Genomic DNA, 17947 nt, shown 5'->3' with positions numbered 1-17947 from the left:
GGAGAGCGACCATGACCGCCTTCGCCCACGCCGACCCGCGCCTGCCCCAGCTGATCAAGACCGGCGAAGGCCGCCTGGGCGCCGAACAGATCTACCCACGCCTGTTCGACGCCATCCTCGAACAGCGCCTGCCCCCTGGCAGCGCCCTGCCCGAGCAGGCGCTGGGCAATGCTTTCGGCGTCAGCCGCACCGTGATCCGCCGGGTGCTCGGGCGTCTGGCCGACCAGCAGGTGGTGGTGCAGCGCCCCAGCCACACCGCACACCTGGCCGCACCCGATCCACAGCAGGCGCGCCAGGTGCTCAGTGCCCGGCGCCTGGCCGAAACCACGCTGATCGGCCTGGCCACCCAGCGCGCGCGCCCGGGGCAGATCCGTCAACTGCGCCAATTGGTGGAGCGCGAACGCCTGCACTACGAGCGTGGCGAGCGCTGCACGGCCATCCGCCTGGGCGGCGAATTCCACCTCAAGCTTGCGCAGATGGCCAACAACGCGCCGCTGGCGCGCTTTCTCAACGGCCTGGTGCCGATGACCTCGCTGATCATCGCCCGCTACGAGTCGCCCTGCTGCGAGCATTGCGCCTGGGAAGAGCACGCGGCAATCATCGACGCGGTGGAAGATGGCGACAGCACCGCGGCGCTTGAGCTGATGCACCAGCACCTGGACCGCCTCGAAGCCAAGCTCGACCTCGATCAGAGCGTGCGCGCGTAACGTTTGCGGTAGTCCGCCGGGGTAACTCCGACATGCCGCACGAAAGCGCGGCGCAGGGTGTCGACATTGGCGAAGCCACACAAGGCCGCCACCTGCTTGGGCGGCTCGCGTCCGCCCTCGAGGCGTTCGCGCGCGGCATTGACCCGTGCCAGTTCCACCCAGGCCGCAGGGGTCATGCCGACATCGGCCTGGAACAGCCGGGCGAAGTGCCGCGGGCTGAGGCCCGCCCGCTGCGCCAGGCTGGCGATGCTGTGATCCTCGGCCGGATTGGCCGCCACATAGCGCTGCAACCCCTGAAGCACCGAGCGACCGACCGGCGAAGAGCCACCCTGGCGGCTGAACTGCAATTGCCCACCCGGACGCTTGAAGTACATCACCAACTGCCCTGCCACCTGCTTGGCGAGTTCTCGCCCCAGGTCTTCCTCCACCAGGCTCAACGCCAGGTCCAGCCCGGACGTCACACCCGCCGCAGTGCGCACCTTGCCGTCATGGACCTGGATCGCATCGGCCTCCACCTGCACCTCGGGATAGCGCTCGGCCAAGACCTCGGCGACCGCCCAGTGCGTGGTGATGCGTCGGCCATCGAGCAGGCCGGCAGCAGCCAGGGCGAAGGCCCCGGTGCAGACCGATCCGTAGCGCCGGCAACTGGCGGCACGCCCACGCAACCAGTCGAGGATACCGCTGCGCAGATGCTGGCTGGCCGCCTGTGGCGTACCGGCGATCAGCAGGGTGTCGATGGGCTCAATGGTGTCGCCGATCCAGCCATCGGGCAGCAGGCGCGCGCCGGACGAACTGACCAGCGGGCCGGGCTCGCAGGCCAGCAGGCGCAGGCGATAGACCTCGCGACCGGCCTGGCGGTTGGCCTCGGCGAAGACATCGAGCGGGCCGCTGGCGTCGAGCAACTGGACACCGGGCATGGCCAGGATGGCGAGGGTCAGTGAGGGCATCTGGAGATCCTGTAGGAGCGCGAAAAGGCTGACAGCGACAGCATAAGACCCCAGCCTGCCCATCGCGCAGGCCATGTCCGTCGCAAACCGACAATGGCAGGATCTGGCGCGTAACGTCAATTGAGGACATACCCCCTCACCGCCACACTGACTCCACCACCAACCACCCCAAGGAGTCACCCATGTCCACCTCCATCGCCGGTATCCAGGTACCCAACAGCGCCATGGCCCGCGAGATCACCGAACTGGTCCGCGACACCGCCTCGCCATTGCTGTTCCACCATTCCAGCCGGGTGTTCTACTTCGCCGCCCTGGCCGGCAAGCGCCTGGGCCTGAAGTTCGACAGCGAACTGCTGTACTGCGGCTGCATGTTCCACGACATGGGCCTGACCCATCAGCACAGCAGCGACTGCTGCCGCTTCGAGGTCGACGGCGCCAACGCCGCCCGCGACTTCCTCAAGGGCCACGGCATCGCCGAACGCGACATCGAGCGGGTCTGGACCGCCATCGCCCTGCACACCACACCGGGTATTCCCGAGTTCATGCACCCGCTGATCGCGCTGGTTACCGCCGGCGTCGAAACCGACGTCCTTGGCCTGCACCATGAAGGGCTGAGCACCGCCGAGCGCGACGCCGTAGTCCAGGCCCATCCCCGTGGCGAGCAGTTCAAGGAAGCGATCATCCAGGCCTTCTACGATGGCATCCGCCACAAGCCGCAGACCACCTTCGGCAACGTCAAGGGCGATGTCATCGCCGACAAGGAACCGGGCTTTCATCCCGGCAACTTCTGCAGCGTGATCCGCCAGTCCTGCTGGCCAAGCTGAGGCCTTGCTGGCCAAGGCTTGCCGGGCGCCTTACCATGCGCCCGGCAAATCACACGCCAGGAGGCCTTATGCAACACACCATCGCCCCAGTCGGCGCAGAACAGTTCGAGCGCCTGACCGAACTGTGGGAAGCGTCGGTGCGGGCGACGCACGATTTTCTTCCCGAAGGCTACATCGAACGCTTGCGCCCGCTGGTACGCGACCAGTACCTGGGCTTCGTCCAACTGCGCGCCGAGTACGATCAACAGGGCCGGATCCGTGGCTTTGCCGGGGTACACGAGGGCAAGTTAGAGATGCTTTTCGTCGACCCGACCTACCGCGGCCAGGGCATCGGCAAGGCCCTGTTGGCCCAGGTCGTCGCCGAAATGGGCGTGCGCGAGGTCGATGTCAACGAACAGAACCCGCAGGCCGTGGGCTTCTACCTCAACCAGGGCTTCGTCCAGACCGGACGCAGCGAAGTCGATGGGCAGGGCGATCCGTATCCGCTGCTGCATCTGAGACGCGAGGGCTGAACATGGCTTTCGAACTGCAAAAGGGGGCCGCTCTGCGGCCCTCCCCGCTTCTATAATCAGAAGACCTCATCCAGCCTCTACCCAGGGAGGCTACCAGCGTGAACCCGCGCATCCCCCTGTTGCTGCTGTGCCTGCTGCTGACCCTGGCTGGCTGCGCCGGCAAACGCTCCCCACCAGCCCCGCCCCCGGCCACGCTCACCCCCGCCCTCTGGCAACAGATCGACCAGGACCTGATTGGCGCCTCGGTTGCCGCCACCGGCTCGGCCAGCGACTATGCCCGTCGCTCGATGAGGGTCTGGCGCGAACAGGTGCAGCAACGTACCGAAAGCGACTTCATCCCCTGGTTCACCGGCTACTGGACCCAGCAATGGCTGACCCTCAAGGTTGCCTGGTTCAAGATGAACAGCGGCAACGGCAGCGACCCGCCCGAAAAACGTTTGGCGCTCTACTTGCAGGAGCAGTACCACGAGCGGGTGATCGAACCGGTCGCCGAGCAGATCAACCCCGAAGGCATCCGCGACCGTGCCAGCGAGCTGTACCTGCAACTGTTCGCCCAGCAGTTGCCGACGATCATCCAGCGCTACAACGCCCCGCCTGATCAGGTCAGCCAACGCCTGAATCACCTTGCAGCCATCGCCCTGGGCCCACCTGCGGCCAGGGACGCGACGCTCTACCAACTGCTGCGCGCCCAGTCACTGGACCAGCAGCCCGCCTGGCAGGCGCTGCGCCAGCACCTGCACGACCAGGCCGCCAAGGCACCCGGGCAAACCGAGGTGGGGCTGTCGTCGGTGGCCACCCGGGCCAGCGAAAAACTCGGCGCCACCCTCGCCCCGCGCGGCATCGCCAGCGCGGTGGCGGCGGCAGTAGGCAAGGCCGCCGGGGCGATGATCTCGGTGGCGGTGGCCGGTTTCGGCATGATGACCCACGACCGCGATCATCCACAGATGGTCGAGCAACTGCGAGTGATCCTCAACGTGGCGCTGAACGAGGAATGGCGCGAGCTCATGGAGAACCGCCAGAGTGGCGCCCTCTCGGGGGTGTACTACCTGTCGGGGCAGGTCGAGGATGGCCTGCTTTCGGGCGCAGGCCGGCCCTGACGCCTCAGGCCACGGCCATGGCCGAGGTCGGCAGGCCGAAGATGCGGTCGAACGCCCAGTTGTAGACGAAGGTGTAGACCGGCACCAGCACGATGAACGCCAGGTCCACCACGAACGCCTCGACCAGGCTCATGTCCAGCCACCAGGCAATCAGCGGAATCAGGTACAGCACCAGCGTCAGTTGGAAGCCCACCGCGTGCGCCACACGCCGCGCCACGCTGCGACCGCGCTTGGCCTGGCGGCTTTCCCAGCGCTCGAACAGGCTGTTGTAGACCAGGTTCCAGAGCATGGCGATGGTGGTGATCATCACCGCCAGTGGCCCGGTGTGCGAGGCCGGGGTTTCGGACAGGTAGGCCAGGCCCAGCGTGGACATGCACAAGCCAATGAGTTCATAGAAGGTCACGTAGACCAGTTTGCGTTTGACGCCTTGCACCGTGACGACCTCGGGATACAGTGAATGAAGGCGCGGAGAATGAATCAATAATCTTGACAGAAAAAGTCAGCACCTTTCAGATTTACTGAAAGGAGACTTGCATGAACTTTTCCAGCGACAACATCCAACTGTTCCTCGCCGTGCTCGACCGCGGCTCGTTCTCTGCCGCCGCACGGGTACTGGGGCGGGTGCCGTCGGCGGTCAGCATGGCAATCGGCAATCTGGAGGCCGAACTGGGCTACGCCCTGTTCGAGCGCGGTGCCCGCGAGGTGCGCGCCACCGACCGCGCCCGCGCCCTGGAGCCGCACGCGCGGCTGATCGCCGAGCAACTGGGGTTGCTGCAAGTGCATGCGCTCGAACTGTCGCGAGGGCTGGAAAGCAGCCTGGCCATCGCCGTGGTGCCGGACATCGACCCCCGTCCACTGCTGACAGCCATCGCCCGGCTGGGCGAGCGCTACCCGCTGCTCGACATCGAACTGCTCAGTGCCCCGCAGGAGGACGCCCTGCAACTGCTCGACAGCGGCCGCGTCGGGTTGTGCCTGGCCTTTGCCGGGTTGCAGGTCGATCCGCGCCGCAGTTTCCAGCACCTGGGCACCGAGTCGCTGGTGGCCACCTTGTCGCCTCACCATCCAGCCCTGCGCCAAGGGCGTATCCGCGACCTGGAAGACCTGGTGAACATCCGCCAGATCCTGGTGCATAGCCGTGACCTGCCACTGCGCGACACCCGCTCACTGATCGGCACCGCGCACTGGCGCACCGACAGCGTCGACCTGGCCCTGCAGATGGTCGAAGCAGGGCTGGGTTGGGGCGACCTGCCTGCGGCCAGGGTCATGCCACGGGTAGAGGCCGGCCGGCTGGTGCGCCTGGCGTTTCGCAACACCCGCAACGAGCTGCAGCTACCCGTGCATGTGCTGTGGCTCAAGGAGCAGCCACTGGGGCAGGCTGCTCGGGCGCTGGTGGAGTTGCTGGCTGCCGGCTGATCCGTCCATGACCACCCGTCGGCCAGAACGACGTCTAACTCAACCATTTGGCCCGCAGGCCGATACCGATTCCGACAGGCACCGCCACGCGCCACGAGTGCACGGCGGCCTCCCCAGCATCGGCTCAAGGTCTCGAAACATGAACCTGAAGTTCCGCCACAAGATTCTCCTCAGCGCCTGCGGTGTCGTGGTATTGGCATTCGCATTGTTCACCCTCTACAACGACTACCTGCAACGCAACACCATCCGCCAGAACATCGAATCCTCCGTGCAGCAGGCCGGCGCACTGACGGCCAGCAGCGTGCAGAATTGGATGAGCGGACGCATCCTGATCCTGGAGAACCTCGCCCAGGATATCGCCCAGCAAGGCACCGGCAGTCAGGTCGCCGGGCTGGTCGACCAACCCTCCTACACCAGCAACTTCCAGTTCACCTACTTCGGCCAGAACACTGGGCTCTTCACCCAGCGCCCCGACGCACAGATGCCCGAAGGCTACGACCCGCGCAAACGCCCTTGGTACACCGCCGCCGCGAGCGCCAACCAGACCCTGCTGACACCGCCCTACCAGGCATCGGTCGGCGGGCTGGTGGTGACCATCGCCATCCCGGTCAAGGCCCGCAGCAATGGCGAGCTGCTCGGAGTGGTCGGGGGTGACCTGAGCCTGGACAGCCTGGTCGACATCATCAACGCCGTGGATTTCGGCGGTATCGGCCACGCCTTCCTGGTCGACCGCGAAGGCCAGGTGATCGTCAGCCCCGACAAGGACCAGCTGATGAAGAACCTCAAGGACATCTATCCCGGCAGCTCCCTGCGGGTCGAGCCGGGCATGCAGGACGTGACCCTCGGCGGCGAAGAGCGGATCGTCTCCTTCACTCAGGTCAAGGGGCTGCCTTCGGCGCAGTGGTACATCGGCCTGTCCATCGACAAGGACAAAGCCTACGCCGCCCTCGGCCAGTTCCGCAGTTCGGCCATCATTGCCATGATCATCGCGGTGGCCGCCATCGCAGCCGTGCTCGGCCTGCTGATCCCACTGCTGATGCGCCCGCTGACCACCATGGGCCGCGCCATGCACGATATCGCCGAAGGCGAAGGCGACCTCACCCGTCGCCTGCAGGTGCAGCACAAGGACGAGTTCGGCGAACTGGCCGCAGCCTTCAACCGCTTCGTCGAGCGTATCCACGCCTCGATCAGCGAAGTGGCCTCGGCCACCCGACAGGTGCACGACCTGTCCGAACAGGTGATGAGCGCTTCCAACGCCTCGATCAACGGGTCCGAGGAACAGAGCCTGCGCACCAACAGCGTGGCAGCGGCGATCAATCAGCTCGGCGCCGCCACCCAGGAGATTGCGCGCAACGCCGCCGATGCCTCGCAGCACGCCAGCGGCGCCAGCGATCAAGCCAACGACGGGCGCCAGGTAGTGGAGGATGCGATCAGCGCCATGACCGCGCTGTCGCACAAGATCAGCGAATCGTGCGAGCAGATCGAAACCCTCAACGCCAGCACCGACGAGATCGGCAAGATCCTCGACGTGATCAAGGGCATCTCCCAGCAGACCAACCTGCTGGCGCTCAACGCCGCCATCGAAGCCGCTCGCGCCGGGGAAGCCGGGCGAGGCTTTGCCGTGGTCGCCGATGAGGTGCGCAACCTGGCACACCGCACCCAGGAGTCGGCCGAAGAGATCCACCGCATGATCACCAGCCTGCAGGTTGGCTCGCGCGAGGCGGTGCACACCATGAACGCCAGCCAGGTCTCCAGCGAGCAGACCGTGCAGGTGGCCAACCAGGCAGGTGAGCGACTGGCCAGCGTGACCCTGCGCATCGGCGAGATCGATGGCATGAACCAGTCGGTGGCCACGGCGACCGAGGAACAAAGCGCAGTGGTCGAGAGCCTGAACCTGGATATCACCCAGATCAACGCCCTCAACCAGCAAGGGGTGCAGAATCTCAACGAAACCCTGCGCCACTGCGATGCCCTGAGCCAGCAGGCGGGACGCTTGAAGCAGTTGGTGGGCAGTTTCAGGATCTGAAACGGCTTCACTGTTCCCCCTGTAGGAGCGGGCTTGCCCGCGAAAAAGACAGCGCGGTGCCTGGCACGGGCTACGCCCGTGTTCGCGGGCAAGCCCGCTCCTACAGGGGAACAGTGAAGCTGCCGCGTTATAACCTAATAACGAACAATTCTATTTGGCTATAAAGAACAATCTATATCCTGCTCCCATCCGACAACGGGCTAGCGGGCAGATTGAGTAACGTATGGATGTAGGTTCTTTCGGTTTCACCATTGCCGGGCTGGTCGTGGGTTTCATCGTCGGCATGACCGGCGTCGGCGGCGGCTCGCTGATGACCCCGATCCTGCTGTGGTTCGGTATCAACCCTGCCACCGCCGTGGGCACCGACCTGCTTTACGCGGCAATCACCAAGGCCAGTGGCGTCTGGGTGCATGCGCGCAACAAGAACATCGACTGGAAGATCACCGGCTGGCTGAGCCTGGGCAGCGTGCCCGCGGCAGCGCTGACCCTGTGGTTCCTCAGCACCCTGCATGCCGACACCTCGGCACTCAACGCCATCATCAAGCAGGGCCTGGCGGTGGTGCTGATCCTTACCGCCCTGGCGATCCTGTTCAAGTCGCGCCTGCAGGCCTTCGCCAGCAAGCATGCAGGCGATCACTACCACCTCAGCGACCGCAGCCTGAACCTCCTCACCGTGATCACCGGTGTGGTGCTCGGGGTCATGGTCACCCTGACCTCGATCGGTGCCGGCGCCCTGGGCACCGTGGCGCTGTTCCTGCTCTACCCCTTCCTGGTGACCCGGCGCCTGGTCGGTACCGAGATCGCCCATGCCGTCCCCCTGACCCTGGTCGCAGGCCTGGGCCACGCGGGTATGGGCAACATGGACTGGTCGCTGCTCGGCTACCTGCTGCTCGGCTCGCTGCCGGGCATCTACCTCGGCAGCCACCTCACCGGGCGCATCTCCGATCGTGTGTTGCGTCCCTGCCTGGCGGGCATGCTGCTGTTGATCGGCTACAAGCTGGCCTTCTGATCCCCCGGCGCCTCAGGCCGGCGCAAGACGCAGGCGCCAGATCTGGGTGCGGCTGAGTTCGAGCCGTGAGCACGGCGGGACGTCGATACACTGGTAGGCCCTGAGCGAACTGCCGAGCACTTCGACCATCGCGGCACGCATCACCATCGGATGCGTGACGGCCCACCAGTCACCGGGCGTGTCGAACGCCTCCAGCCAGTGCGCCACGCGCTTGTGCAGCGCGGCGAAGGACTCTCCACCATGGGGCGCCGCGTCCACATCGACCTGCCACCACGCCAGGGCTTCGCGCTGCTCGCGCTGCAACTGCTTGAGCGCAACGCCCTGCCAATGCCCCATGTCACAGTCGGCCAGCGCCGTCTCGATACGCACTTCGGGGGCGAGCCAGGCGGCGGTTTCACGGGCGCGCAGTTCGGGCGCGCTGAGCACCTGCACGCCCTCGGGCACAGCGTTCAACAACGGGGCGTCACCCAGCACGGGATCGTCGCTCAACGGAAATCGCCCGGTTTTCTGGGCGCGGGTCAGGGCATGGCTGATCAGGGTCAGTCGGACGGCTTTCACCTTGGAGCTCTCTGGCAATGAGGATTAGGGCATTGAGGAACGCTGCGCTAGGATCGCCAGTCTAACCCAGGCAATTAGCCATCAGAGTCGATTCGATGACCATCACCTCCCGCCCTCCTCCCGGTCCTGTCCTGCTCGCGCTGCGTGAAGGTACGCAGGCCTGCCACAAGACACTGGAGGCACGCCTGCCATTTTTCAGCGAAGGTTTCGACCACGATGCCTATCGCCGCCTGATCGAGGCGTACTACGGCTTTCACGCACCGCTCGAAGCATTGTTGGCGACGCACCAGGACAGTGGGCGCAACAAGGCGCCGGCACTGTGCCGCGACCTGCAGGCACTCAAGCTGAGTGCCGAGCAGATCGACACGCTGCCGCTGTGCCGGCACTTGCCCGCCATCACCGATGAGGCCAGCGCGCTGGGTGTGATGTACGTACTGGAGGGCTCCACCCTCGGTGGCCAGGTGCTCAAGCGTGCCATGGCGCAGCGCCTGGGTATCGACGCCGACAGCGGCGGTGGTTTTCTCGATGTGTATGGCAGCGCCACCGCCAGCCAGTGGCGCGGCTTTCTCGAACGCCTGGATCGGCACCCCCTGCCACCCGAAAACCAGGCCCGCACCGTGGCTGCGGCAGTCGCTACCTTCACCTGCTTCGAGCGCTGGCTGGAGCAGCGCGCGGTGTTGTTGCAGGCAATTGAATGCTAAGCGCCACCGTTGATCGACCTGAAAAACGTCACATACCCTGTAGGAGCGGGCTCGTCCCGCGATCGGGCGCGAAGCGGCCGTAGATCAGGCAACCGGGGTATTCCTGAAACACCTCGAAGCCCGGCTTTACGGCCGCTACGAGCCCGCTCCTACACATATCAGAACGAAATATTCAACGCCGCAAACAGCGCCCTGCCCGGCTGGTTGTAGGTGTTGGCACCTGCGCTGCTGGCATTGCCGCCGCGCAGGATCTGCTTGTCGAACAGGTTGTTCACCCCCACCCGTACATCGTAGTTGGCGTTGAACCTGTACCCGGCACTGACATCCACCAGCCCATAGGCCTCGACGTCCTTCTGCGCCGCATCGTCATAGCGCTCCTGGGTGCGATAGTTCCAGGTCGGCGACTTCTGCTTGCCGAACCAGGTGCCCGCCAGCTGCAGCGACAGCTTGTCGGTCGCGCGCCAGTCCAGGGTGGTGTTGACTGTGTACTCGGGGATCACCGACAGCGGCTCGCCGGTCTCACGGTTGTCGTTGTCGAGCATCCAGGTCAGGTTGGTGTTCCAGTCCAGGCTCGGGGTCAGCTCGATGAACAGGTTGCCCTCGAGACCTTCCACCCGCGCCTTGCCGGCGTTCTCCCACTGGGTCACACGGCTGCCGCCATTGATCGCGTAGACCACATCGGTGCCGCCGATGATCTTGTTCTGGTAGTCGTTGCGGAAATAGGTCGCGCTGGTGCGCCAGGTGCCGCGGTCATACAGCAGGCCGATCTCCTTGTTGACGCTGATCTCAGGCTTGAGGTCGGCGTTGCCCTGCAGGTAACAGCCGCCGGAGTTGGTCTGCCGCACGCTGCAGCCATTGCCGCGGCTGTAGAGCAGGTAGCTGGGGTTGGACTGGTACAGGTTCGGCGTCTTGTAGGCACGGGCGATGCCGCCCTTGAAGGTCAGTTCGTCGGTGATCTTGTGCGACAGGTTCAAGCTGGGGCTGAAGTTGTCGCCGAACGTCTCGTGGTGATCGAAACGCAGGCCAGGAGTGACGGTGGTTGCGCCGATGATGATGTTGTCCTCGACGAACAAGGCATGGCTGCGTGCCTGCATCTTCGAATCGCTGCGGTCGAAACCTGCGATCACGTTGTTGCCAACGCCTGTCGGGTCGGAGCTTTGCGGACGGAGCGAGCCCTGGTCATTGAGGGTTTCATAGAGGTACTCGCCGCCGACGGTCAGCACGTGCTCCGTGGCACCCATTGCGAACGGCAGGTTGACCTCGCTCGACAGGCGCGTGTTGCGCAAGCGCGAGAATGCCGCATCGTTGCCGTTGATCGCCCCTTCGGTACGCCCGGCCATGCCCTCATTCAAGCGCCAGTTGCGCACGTATTCATAGGCCAGCACGGTCTTGCTGGTGCCCCAGGTGAAATCGCCCAGGTGGGTCAGGTCGTAGGTGTTGCGCTGCATCACGTTGGTCTCGTGGCCATACAGGCTGGAGATCAGTTCCGGGTTGCCACCGCCGTTGCTGTTCATGGTGTCGCCAGCGTAGATATTGCCCTGGCGGCTGTAGCCTGCGCTCATTTCCAGGCGATGCTCGTCGTTGAGCTTCCAGCTCAGCAGGCCGTTGATATCCTTGTTGCGCACACCCTCGCGCCCCGCCACGGTCGAGCTGCCGGCGTGTGCGGCGTTGATGTCCAGATCGTCGGCGTCGGTCTTGGCCAGGCCGCCGTAGAGACGAAAACCAAGCGTGTCGGTCAGGCCGCCACCGAGGTTGAAGTTGGCCCGGCGGCTGGCGCCCTCGGCGCTGTCCTCCGGCATCAGGGTGTACAGGCTGACATTGCCCTTGAGTGCTTCGCTGGGGCGCTTGGTGATGATGTTGACCACCCCGCCCATCGCACCCGAGCCATAGCGCGCCGCCGCAGGGCCACGCAAGATCTCGATGCGCTCGACCGCTTCGGCTGGCACCCAGTTGGTTTCGCCGCGGGTATCGCGGTCGCCGTTCCAGCCATAGCGCACCGCGTTGCGTGCACTCGATGGCTTGCCATCGATCAGGATCAGGGTGTTTTCCGGGCCCATGCCGCGCAGGTCGATCTGCCGGTTGTTGCCACGGGCGCCACTGGCACTGTTACCGGTGAGGTTGACCCCCGGTTCGCGGCGGATGATGTCGGACAGGTCATTGGCCGGCGGGCGGCGCTTGATGTCCTCTTCGGTGATGACCGACGATCCCAGCGCCTGGCGCGCTTCGCGCTCGGCGGTCACCAGCGTATCCTCGATTACCAGCGCCTGCTCGGCGAATGCTGAAGTCGCTGCCACAGGCGCGGCCAGGGCGACGATGGCCAGGGCCAGGCGGTGCGGGGAAGATCGGGTGTGCATCGGTACATCTCCTGAAATCGTGTGCGAGAAGCAAGCCACGCCCCGGTCGGCGGGCCCCTCGCCCACCGGCCCGGCAAAAGGCGGGTCCGTCAGGGATGGTGAATATAACGATTCTCAAATAGGTTTAAATCTTATTTACGAAATTTACAGATTGCCCGTAAACCCGCCTGGCAGACACCCGTACCCGAGGCGGGCTAGACCAGCACCGCGCCCAAAGCATTGATGGCCTGCACCAGCTGTGGCGCGTCACCCTGTACCCGTACCGCCAGCCCTTCGATCTCGCGACGGACCGGATACTGCTTGCGCAGCAGGTCGAATGCCGCACGTTGCTCGGTGGGATCCTCGCTCAGGCTGCGACGAAAATCCGCATCGTCGCGACGCGGGTCGTAGACCGCACGGCACAGGGTTGCCAGCGCCCAGGCCGGGTCGGCGCTGGCATCGAAGTCCAGGCGTGCCAGAGCTGGCGACGGCAGCAGGTCGGCCAGTTGCACCTGCTCCGGCAAACCTTGCGAACGGCAGAAAGCCTGGTAGATCTGCGCGGTCCCGCGCTGCTTGCCATCGAGGCTGTAGCCAGCGATATGCGGCGTGGCCAGGGTGCACAGGTCGGCCAGCGCCAGGTCGACCTGCGGCTCGCCCTCCCAAACATCCAGCACCGCGTGGACATCCTCGCGGTGCAGCAGCAGCTCGCGCAGGGCGTCGTTGTCCACCACCGGCCCGCGGCTGGCATTGATCAGCCAGGCCCCTGGGCGCAGGCGGGCCAGTTGCTGCGCACCGAGCAGATGCCAGGTCGGATGTTCGCCGCCGCGTTGCAGCGGGGTATGCAGGCTGATGGTGTCACACTGCTCAAGCAACGTGTCCAGGCTGACGAAATCGCCCTCTTCGCTGGCTGCGCGCAGGGGATCGCACACCAGCACCCGCCAGCCCAGGCCCCGCAGTACACGGACCAGACGCCCGCCCACCTCACCGGCTCCGACCACGCCATACACCCGCTTGGGCAGCTCCACGCCATCGAGCTCGGCCAGGGTCAGCAAGCTGCCCAGCACGTAGTCCACCACGCCGCGGGCGTTGCAGCCAGGCGCGCTGCTCCAGTGGATACCGGCCAGGGCGAAGTAGTCGAGATCGAGGTGGTCGGTGCCGATGGTGCAAGTGCCGACGAAGCGCACCTTGCTGCCTTCGAGCAGTTGCCGGTCGACGCGGGTGACCGAGCGCACCAGCAGCAGATCGGCATCCCTGACGCAGGCGGCATCGATGGCCCGGCCGGGGTAACGGCGGATTTCGCCGAATCCAGCGAAGAAGGCATCGAGCAGCGGGATATTTTCGTCGGCAACGATCAGCATGGGTGCTCTCCTGTCAGGGGAGCGCAGTGTAGGCGCTGTGGCCGACGCGATCCAGCTCAGTCGGCCTTCTTGCGTATCCAGTACAGGTAGGTGCCGGCGTCTTCCTGCTGTTGCACCAGTTCATGGCCGAGGAAGGTGCAGAACTTGGGGATGTCGCGGCGGGTCGAGGGGTCGGTGGCGATGACCTTGAGCAGGCCGCCGGCAGCGAGGTTGCGCACGTGCTGATGCAGCATCATCACCGGCTCCGGACAGTTCAGGCCGGTGGCGTCGAGGGTCGCGTCTGGGGTGAAGTCGGTCATGGTGGGCTCCGCAAATTGAGGGGTATTGTCGCGCAAACCGCGTGCAGGTCAAACAGGGGCCGCAGCACGGCCCCGATCGCTTCAGCGCGGCTTGAGGTCGAGCCGGCGAAGGTGGCAAGTGACCTCTTCACGGTCGTGGTACAGCTGCTTGCAGGCGATCGACACCTTGACCTTGCGCGCCTTGAACGACGCCTCGATGCGATCGAGCAACTTGCGCACTTCGGCGTGACGCTGCTTCATTGGCAGTTTGAGGTTGACCACGGCCTCGCGGCACAACCCCTCGCCCAGCCAGGTTTCGATCAGCGAGGCCGTGCGTGCGGGCTTCTCGACGATGTCGCAGACCATCCAGTCAACGGTCTGCTTGGGCTTCCAGGTAAAGCCGTCGGCCATCAGGTGCTGCACCAGCCCGGTGTCCATCAGGCTTTCGGCCATCGGACCGTTGTCGATGGCGGTGACCAGCATGCCGCGCTTGACCAGCTGGTAGGTCCAACCACCCGGCGAGGCACCCAGGTCGACGCCGGTCATGTCGTCGTTCAGGCGTTGGTCCCATTGATCGCGCGGAATGAACTGATGCCAGGCTTCTTCAAGCTTGAGGGTCGAGCGGCTCGGCGCCTCGCGCGGGAACTTCAGGCGTGGGATGCCCATCGGCCAAAGCGCCGAATTGCCGGCCTCGGCCAAGCCGAGAAACACCCGCCGACCGCTGATGAAGGTCAGCAGCAGACGTGGTTTGCTGGCGTCATCGACCAGGCGCCCGGCTTTCTCCAGCGCCTTGCGCAGCGGCACTTCGAACTTGCGGCAGAAGGTCGACAGCTCCTTGCCATCGTTGCTGTCGAGCACCTCCAGCCACAGGCTGCCACACACCGGCAGGCCCGCCAGGTGTTCGAGCAGCACGCTGATCCGGTCGGTTTCCGGCAGCTCGACGAAGTCGCCGCGCGCCCATTGGCGCGGAAAGATCAGCCGGTCGAAGCGCAGCTCACGCATCAGACGTTCGGCGCCGCCCTCGTCGAGGCAAACGAACTCGGCGCTGGCGCTCTGCGGCTTGCCCTTGGCATAGCCGGCCACACCCAGGTGCGCGGCGTGTTCGCTGATTTCGGCGCAGACCTCGCCCTCGAAGCCGGGCCGGCAATGCATGAACAGGGTATTCATCTCTTACTCCACATCTCTGGCGCAGACAGCGTCAGGGCGGCGAATGATAAAGGAAGTTCGGAACCTGCGACACGCCCCGCAGGTCCAGAACAACGTCAGGCCCGCCAAAGCGGTCTAACCTGATTGTTCAGCCTGGCCCGTGCCGTGCGGGCCGATACAGAGCGGTGACACCGGCAACCACGACTGCCGGGCACCGGAGCACAAGGAGTTGGCAATGCCCTCGCTCGATAGCCTGAAAACCCTCAAGACCCTCCAGGTGGCCGACCGCGCCTACCACTATTTCAGCCTCACCGAGGCCGCCAGCCAGTTGGGCGACCTGCAACGCCTGCCCATGTCGCTCAAGGTCCTGCTGGAAAACCTGCTGCGCTGGGAAGACGGTAAAACCGTCACCGGCGACGACTTGCGAGCGCTGGCCGGCTGGCTGAAAGAGCGGCGCTCCGACCGCGAGATCCAGTATCGCCCCGCGCGGGTACTGATGCAGGACTTCACCGGCGTGCCCGCCGTGGTCGACCTGGCCGCCATGCGTGCGGCCATGGCCAAGGCTGGCGGCGATCCGCAGCGGATCAACCCGCTGTCGCCGGTGGACCTGGTGATCGACCACTCGGTGATGGTCGACCGCTACGCCACCGCCGAAGCCTTCGAACAGAACGTCGACATCGAGATGCAGCGCAACGGCGAACGCTACGCCTTCCTGCGCTGGGGCCAAAGTGCCTTCGATAACTTCCGCGTGGTGCCGCCGGGCACGGGTATCTGCCATCAGGTCAACCTGGAGTACCTCGGCCGCACCGTGTGGACCCGCGAGGAAGACGGGCGCATCTACGCCTTCCCCGACACCCTGGTCGGCACCGACTCGCACACCACCATGATCAACGGCCTGGGCGTGCTCGGCTGGGGTGTCGGCGGCATCGAGGCGGAGGCGGCGATGCTCGGCCAGCCGGTGTCGATGCTGATACCCGAGGTGATCGGTTTCAAGCTCACCGGCAAACTGCGCGAAGGCATCACCGCCACCGACCTGGTGCTGACGGTCACGCAGATGCTGCGCAAGAAGGGGGTGGTCGGCAAGTTCGTCGAATTCTATGGCGACGGCCTGGCCGACCTGCCCCTGGCCGACCGCGCCACCATCGCCAACATGGCGCCGGAATACGGCGCCACCTGCGGCTTCTTCCCGGTCGATGACGTCACCCTCGACTACCTGCGCCTGTCCGGTCGCCCTGACGAGACCGTGCAACTGGTCGAAGCCTACTGCAAAGCCCAGGGCCTGTGGCGCCAGCCGGGCCAGGAACCGCTGTTCAGCGACAGCCTGGCGCTGGACATGCACGAGGTCGAAGCCAGCCTCGCCGGGCCCAAGCGCCCGCAGGACCGAGTGGCGCTGTCCAAGGTCAGCCAGGCCTTCGACGGCTTCATCGAACTGCAACCCAAACCCCTGGCCAAAGAGGTCGGACGCCTGGAAAGCGAAGGAGGTGGCGGTGTTGCCGTGGGCAATGCCGACCAAGCCGGCGAGATCGACTACACGCACAATGGCCAGACCCACAAACTGCGCGACGGCGCGGTGGTAATCGCGGCCATCACCTCCTGTACCAACACCTCCAACCCCAGCGTGATGATGGCCGCCGGGCTGGTCGCCAAGAAAGCCATCGAGAAAGGCCTGGCACGCAAACCCTGGGTCAAGAGTTCGCTGGCGCCAGGCTCGAAAGTGGTCACCGACTACTTCAAGGCGGCCGGCCTTACCCCCTACCTGGACCAGTTGGGCTTCGACCTGGTCGGCTATGGCTGCACCACCTGCATCGGCAACTCCGGCCCACTGGACGACGCCATCGAGAAAGCCATCGGCAGCGCTGACCTGACCGTGGCCTCGGTGCTGTCGGGCAACCGTAACTTCGAAGGCCGGGTGCACCCACTGGTCAAGACCAACTGGCTGGCCTCGCCACCGCTGGTGGTCGCCTATGCCCTGGCCGGCAGCGTGCGCGTGGATCTCACCCAGGATGCCCTGGGCACTGGCAAGGACGGCCAGCCGGTGTACCTGCGCGATATCTGGCCCAGCCAGCAGGAAATTGCCGACGCGGTGGCCAAGGTCGATACCGCCATGTTCCACAAGGAGTATGCCGAGGTGTTCGCCGGTGACGCCCAGTGGCAGGCCATCGAAGTGCCCCAGGCCGCCACCTACGTCTGGCAGGACGACTCCACCTACATCCAGCACCCGCCCTTCTTCGACGATATCGGCGGCCCGCTGCCGGACATCGGCGACGTGCACGGGGCGCGCATCCTCGCGCTGCTCGGCGATTCGGTGACCACCGACCATATTTCCCCGGCAGGCAACATCAAGGCCGACAGCCCGGCCGGCCGCTACCTGCGCGACAAGGGCGTAGAGCCGCATGACTTCAACTCCTACGGCTCACGTCGCGGCAACCACGAAGTGATGATGCGCGGCACCTTTGCCAACATCCGCATCCGCAACGAAATGCTCGGCGGCGAGGAAGGCGGCAATACACTGCATGTGCCCAGCGGCGAAAAACTGTCGATCTACGATGCAGCCATGCGCTACCAGGCAGAAGGCACGCCGCTGGTGGTGATCGCCGGGCAGGAATACGGCACCGGCTCCAGCCGCGACTGGGCTGCCAAGGGCACTAACCTGCTGGGGGTCAAGGCTGTGCTGGCCGAAAGCTTCGAGCGCATCCACCGCTCCAACCTGGTGGGCATGGGTGTACTGCCCCTGCAGTTCAAGGCCGGGGATGATCGCAAGCGCCTGGGCCTGACCGGCAAGGAGCGCATCGACGTACTAGGGCTGACCGGCGCGCAGATCCGCCCGGGCATGACCCTGCAGTTGCGCATCCTGCGCGAGGATGGCCAGCCGCAGGAGATCGAGGTGCTGTGCCGGATCGACACGCTCAATGAAGTCGAGTACTTCAAGTCGGGCGGAATTCTGCACTACGTGCTGCGGCAACTGATCGCCGGTTGAAGGGAAGGCATCGCGGGTTCGCCCGCGATGCCTCTGCGACGTGTCCTGGCGTCCTCGGGGT

At 65.3% G+C, this 17947-nt stretch carries 16 protein-coding genes and 1 pseudogene; 10 read left to right on the top strand and 7 right to left on the bottom strand.

All coding sequences use genetic code 11. The annotated features are described in order from the left end of the window. The first annotated feature begins 11 nt into the window (after window positions 1-11). Window positions 12-707 (top strand): GntR family transcriptional regulator, encoded by a 696-nt coding sequence (locus tag ACK3BK_RS08935; RefSeq protein ID WP_186711658.1) that lies wholly within the window; start codon window positions 12-14, stop codon window positions 705-707. On the opposite strand, the gene ACK3BK_RS08930 is transcribed toward ACK3BK_RS08935, so the two are convergent. Next, entirely contained in the window at window positions 689-1654 is a 966-nt protein-coding gene (locus ACK3BK_RS08930; RefSeq protein WP_186669651.1) for a GlxA family transcriptional regulator, read from the bottom strand. The genes ACK3BK_RS08935 and ACK3BK_RS08930 overlap by 19 nt on opposite strands. 182 nt (window positions 1655-1836) lie before the next feature. Between ACK3BK_RS08930 and ACK3BK_RS08925 the strand changes: the two genes are divergently transcribed. The 3 genes from ACK3BK_RS08925 (at window position 1837) to ACK3BK_RS08915 (ending at window position 4087) form a co-directional block, all read left to right on the top strand. Then, window positions 1837-2478 carry an HD domain-containing protein gene (locus ACK3BK_RS08925; RefSeq protein ID WP_411384125.1) on the top strand — a complete coding sequence of 214 codons (642 nt, stop codon included), beginning with the start codon at window positions 1837-1839 and terminating at the stop codon, window positions 2476-2478. Window positions 2479-2546: 68 nt separating this feature from the next. After that, window positions 2547-2990 (top strand): GNAT family N-acetyltransferase, encoded by a 444-nt coding sequence (locus ACK3BK_RS08920; RefSeq protein WP_411384124.1) that lies wholly within the window; start codon window positions 2547-2549, stop codon window positions 2988-2990. 98 nt (window positions 2991-3088) lie between these two features. Next, the gene (locus ACK3BK_RS08915; protein WP_411384123.1) at window positions 3089-4087 is read left to right on the top strand and encodes a hypothetical protein; all 999 of its coding nucleotides are present in this window, start codon (window positions 3089-3091) and stop codon (window positions 4085-4087) included. 4 nt (window positions 4088-4091) lie between these two features. Here ACK3BK_RS08915 and ACK3BK_RS08910 read toward each other — a convergent pair whose 3' ends face one another. After that, a complete protein-coding gene (locus tag ACK3BK_RS08910; RefSeq protein WP_186666685.1) occupies window positions 4092-4520 on the bottom strand; it encodes a PACE efflux transporter in 429 nt (142 codons plus the stop codon). A gap of 101 nt (window positions 4521-4621) precedes the next feature. Between ACK3BK_RS08910 and ACK3BK_RS08905 the strand changes: the two genes are divergently transcribed. The 4 genes and pseudogenes from ACK3BK_RS08905 to ACK3BK_RS08890 all read left to right on the top strand — a co-directional run bounded on the left by ACK3BK_RS08905 (window position 4622) and on the right by ACK3BK_RS08890 (window position 8535). Next, window positions 4622-5500 (top strand): LysR family transcriptional regulator, encoded by an 879-nt coding sequence (locus tag ACK3BK_RS08905; protein ID WP_411384122.1) that lies wholly within the window; start codon window positions 4622-4624, stop codon window positions 5498-5500. Continuing rightward, window positions 5427-6623: pseudogene (locus ACK3BK_RS08900) on the top strand (cache domain-containing protein); the annotation flags it as partial. The gene ACK3BK_RS08905 and the pseudogene ACK3BK_RS08900, both read left to right, overlap by 74 nt. Before the next feature lie 117 nt (window positions 6624-6740). After that, window positions 6741-7526, top strand: a complete 786-nt coding sequence (locus ACK3BK_RS08895) for a methyl-accepting chemotaxis protein (protein WP_411384458.1) — start codon at window positions 6741-6743, stop codon at window positions 7524-7526. A gap of 223 nt (window positions 7527-7749) precedes the next feature. Further along, on the top strand, window positions 7750-8535 hold the full coding sequence (locus ACK3BK_RS08890) for a sulfite exporter TauE/SafE family protein (protein ID WP_054892440.1): 786 nt from the start codon (window positions 7750-7752) through the stop codon (window positions 8533-8535). Between the two features lie 12 nt (window positions 8536-8547). Here ACK3BK_RS08890 and ACK3BK_RS08885 read toward each other — a convergent pair whose 3' ends face one another. Beyond that, window positions 8548-9093, bottom strand: coding sequence for a histidine phosphatase family protein (locus ACK3BK_RS08885; RefSeq protein WP_411384121.1), 546 nt, complete (start codon window positions 9091-9093; stop codon window positions 8548-8550). A 95-nt stretch (window positions 9094-9188) separates the two neighbouring features. On the opposite strand from ACK3BK_RS08885, the gene ACK3BK_RS08880 reads away from it, so the two are divergent. Continuing rightward, the gene (locus ACK3BK_RS08880) at window positions 9189-9794 is read left to right on the top strand and encodes a biliverdin-producing heme oxygenase (RefSeq protein WP_186719728.1); all 606 of its coding nucleotides are present in this window, start codon (window positions 9189-9191) and stop codon (window positions 9792-9794) included. A 158-nt stretch (window positions 9795-9952) separates the two neighbouring features. Here the strand turns inward: ACK3BK_RS08880 and ACK3BK_RS08875 are convergent, their stop codons facing one another. The 4 genes from ACK3BK_RS08875 to rlmM all read right to left on the bottom strand — a co-directional run bounded on the left by ACK3BK_RS08875 (window position 9953) and on the right by rlmM (window position 14930). Further along, the gene (locus ACK3BK_RS08875) at window positions 9953-12148 is read right to left on the bottom strand and encodes a TonB-dependent siderophore receptor (RefSeq protein ID WP_411384120.1); all 2196 of its coding nucleotides are present in this window, start codon (window positions 12146-12148) and stop codon (window positions 9953-9955) included. 194 nt (window positions 12149-12342) lie between these two features. After that, window positions 12343-13485, bottom strand: coding sequence for a 4-phosphoerythronate dehydrogenase PdxB (pdxB, locus tag ACK3BK_RS08870; RefSeq protein ID WP_186709941.1), 1143 nt, complete (start codon window positions 13483-13485; stop codon window positions 12343-12345). A 56-nt stretch (window positions 13486-13541) separates the two neighbouring features. Further along, window positions 13542-13784: a sulfurtransferase TusA gene (gene tusA / locus ACK3BK_RS08865; protein WP_054892445.1), complete on the bottom strand. Its 243-nt coding sequence runs from the start codon at window positions 13782-13784 to the stop codon at window positions 13542-13544. Between the two features lie 81 nt (window positions 13785-13865). After that, complete coding sequence (gene rlmM, locus ACK3BK_RS08860; protein WP_186709939.1) at window positions 13866-14930, bottom strand: 23S rRNA (cytidine(2498)-2'-O)-methyltransferase RlmM; 1065 nt, start codon at window positions 14928-14930, stop codon at window positions 13866-13868. 214 nt (window positions 14931-15144) lie between these two features. Between rlmM and acnA the strand changes: the two genes are divergently transcribed. Continuing rightward, window positions 15145-17886: an aconitate hydratase AcnA gene (gene acnA, locus ACK3BK_RS08855; protein WP_186666693.1), complete on the top strand. Its 2742-nt coding sequence runs from the start codon at window positions 15145-15147 to the stop codon at window positions 17884-17886. The last annotated feature ends 61 nt before the right edge of the window (window positions 17887-17947 follow it).

This window comes from Pseudomonas sp. L7 (genome assembly GCF_046605565.1).
In the GTDB taxonomy this organism is placed as follows: domain Bacteria; phylum Pseudomonadota; class Gammaproteobacteria; order Pseudomonadales; family Pseudomonadaceae; genus Aquipseudomonas; species Aquipseudomonas wayambapalatensis.
This window is presented reverse-complemented; position numbering and strand designations above follow the sequence as displayed.

What these genes read in the sequence shown, in the direction of transcription:
- ACK3BK_RS08920 (WP_411384124.1), top strand. Translation starts at nt 2,547, where the DNA reads ATGCAACACACCATCGCCCCAGTCGGCGCAGAACAGTTCGAGCGCCTG.
- pdxB (WP_186709941.1), bottom strand. Translation starts at nt 13,485, where the DNA reads ATGCTGATCGTTGCCGACGAAAATATCCCGCTGCTCGATGCCTTCTTC.
- ACK3BK_RS08875 (WP_411384120.1), bottom strand. Translation starts at nt 12,148, where the DNA reads ATGCACACCCGATCTTCCCCGCACCGCCTGGCCCTGGCCATCGTCGCC.
- acnA (WP_186666693.1), top strand. Translation starts at nt 15,145, where the DNA reads ATGCCCTCGCTCGATAGCCTGAAAACCCTCAAGACCCTCCAGGTGGCC.
- ACK3BK_RS08895 (WP_411384458.1), top strand. Translation starts at nt 6,741, where the DNA reads ATGAGCGCTTCCAACGCCTCGATCAACGGGTCCGAGGAACAGAGCCTG.
- tusA (WP_054892445.1), bottom strand. Translation starts at nt 13,784, where the DNA reads ATGACCGACTTCACCCCAGACGCGACCCTCGACGCCACCGGCCTGAAC.
- ACK3BK_RS08930 (WP_186669651.1), bottom strand. Translation starts at nt 1,654, where the DNA reads ATGCCCTCACTGACCCTCGCCATCCTGGCCATGCCCGGTGTCCAGTTG.
- ACK3BK_RS08880 (WP_186719728.1), top strand. Translation starts at nt 9,189, where the DNA reads ATGACCATCACCTCCCGCCCTCCTCCCGGTCCTGTCCTGCTCGCGCTG.
- ACK3BK_RS08935 (WP_186711658.1), top strand. Translation starts at nt 12, where the DNA reads ATGACCGCCTTCGCCCACGCCGACCCGCGCCTGCCCCAGCTGATCAAG.
- rlmM (WP_186709939.1), bottom strand. Translation starts at nt 14,930, where the DNA reads ATGAATACCCTGTTCATGCATTGCCGGCCCGGCTTCGAGGGCGAGGTC.
- ACK3BK_RS08890 (WP_054892440.1), top strand. Translation starts at nt 7,750, where the DNA reads ATGGATGTAGGTTCTTTCGGTTTCACCATTGCCGGGCTGGTCGTGGGT.
- ACK3BK_RS08925 (WP_411384125.1), top strand. Translation starts at nt 1,837, where the DNA reads ATGTCCACCTCCATCGCCGGTATCCAGGTACCCAACAGCGCCATGGCC.
- ACK3BK_RS08905 (WP_411384122.1), top strand. Translation starts at nt 4,622, where the DNA reads ATGAACTTTTCCAGCGACAACATCCAACTGTTCCTCGCCGTGCTCGAC.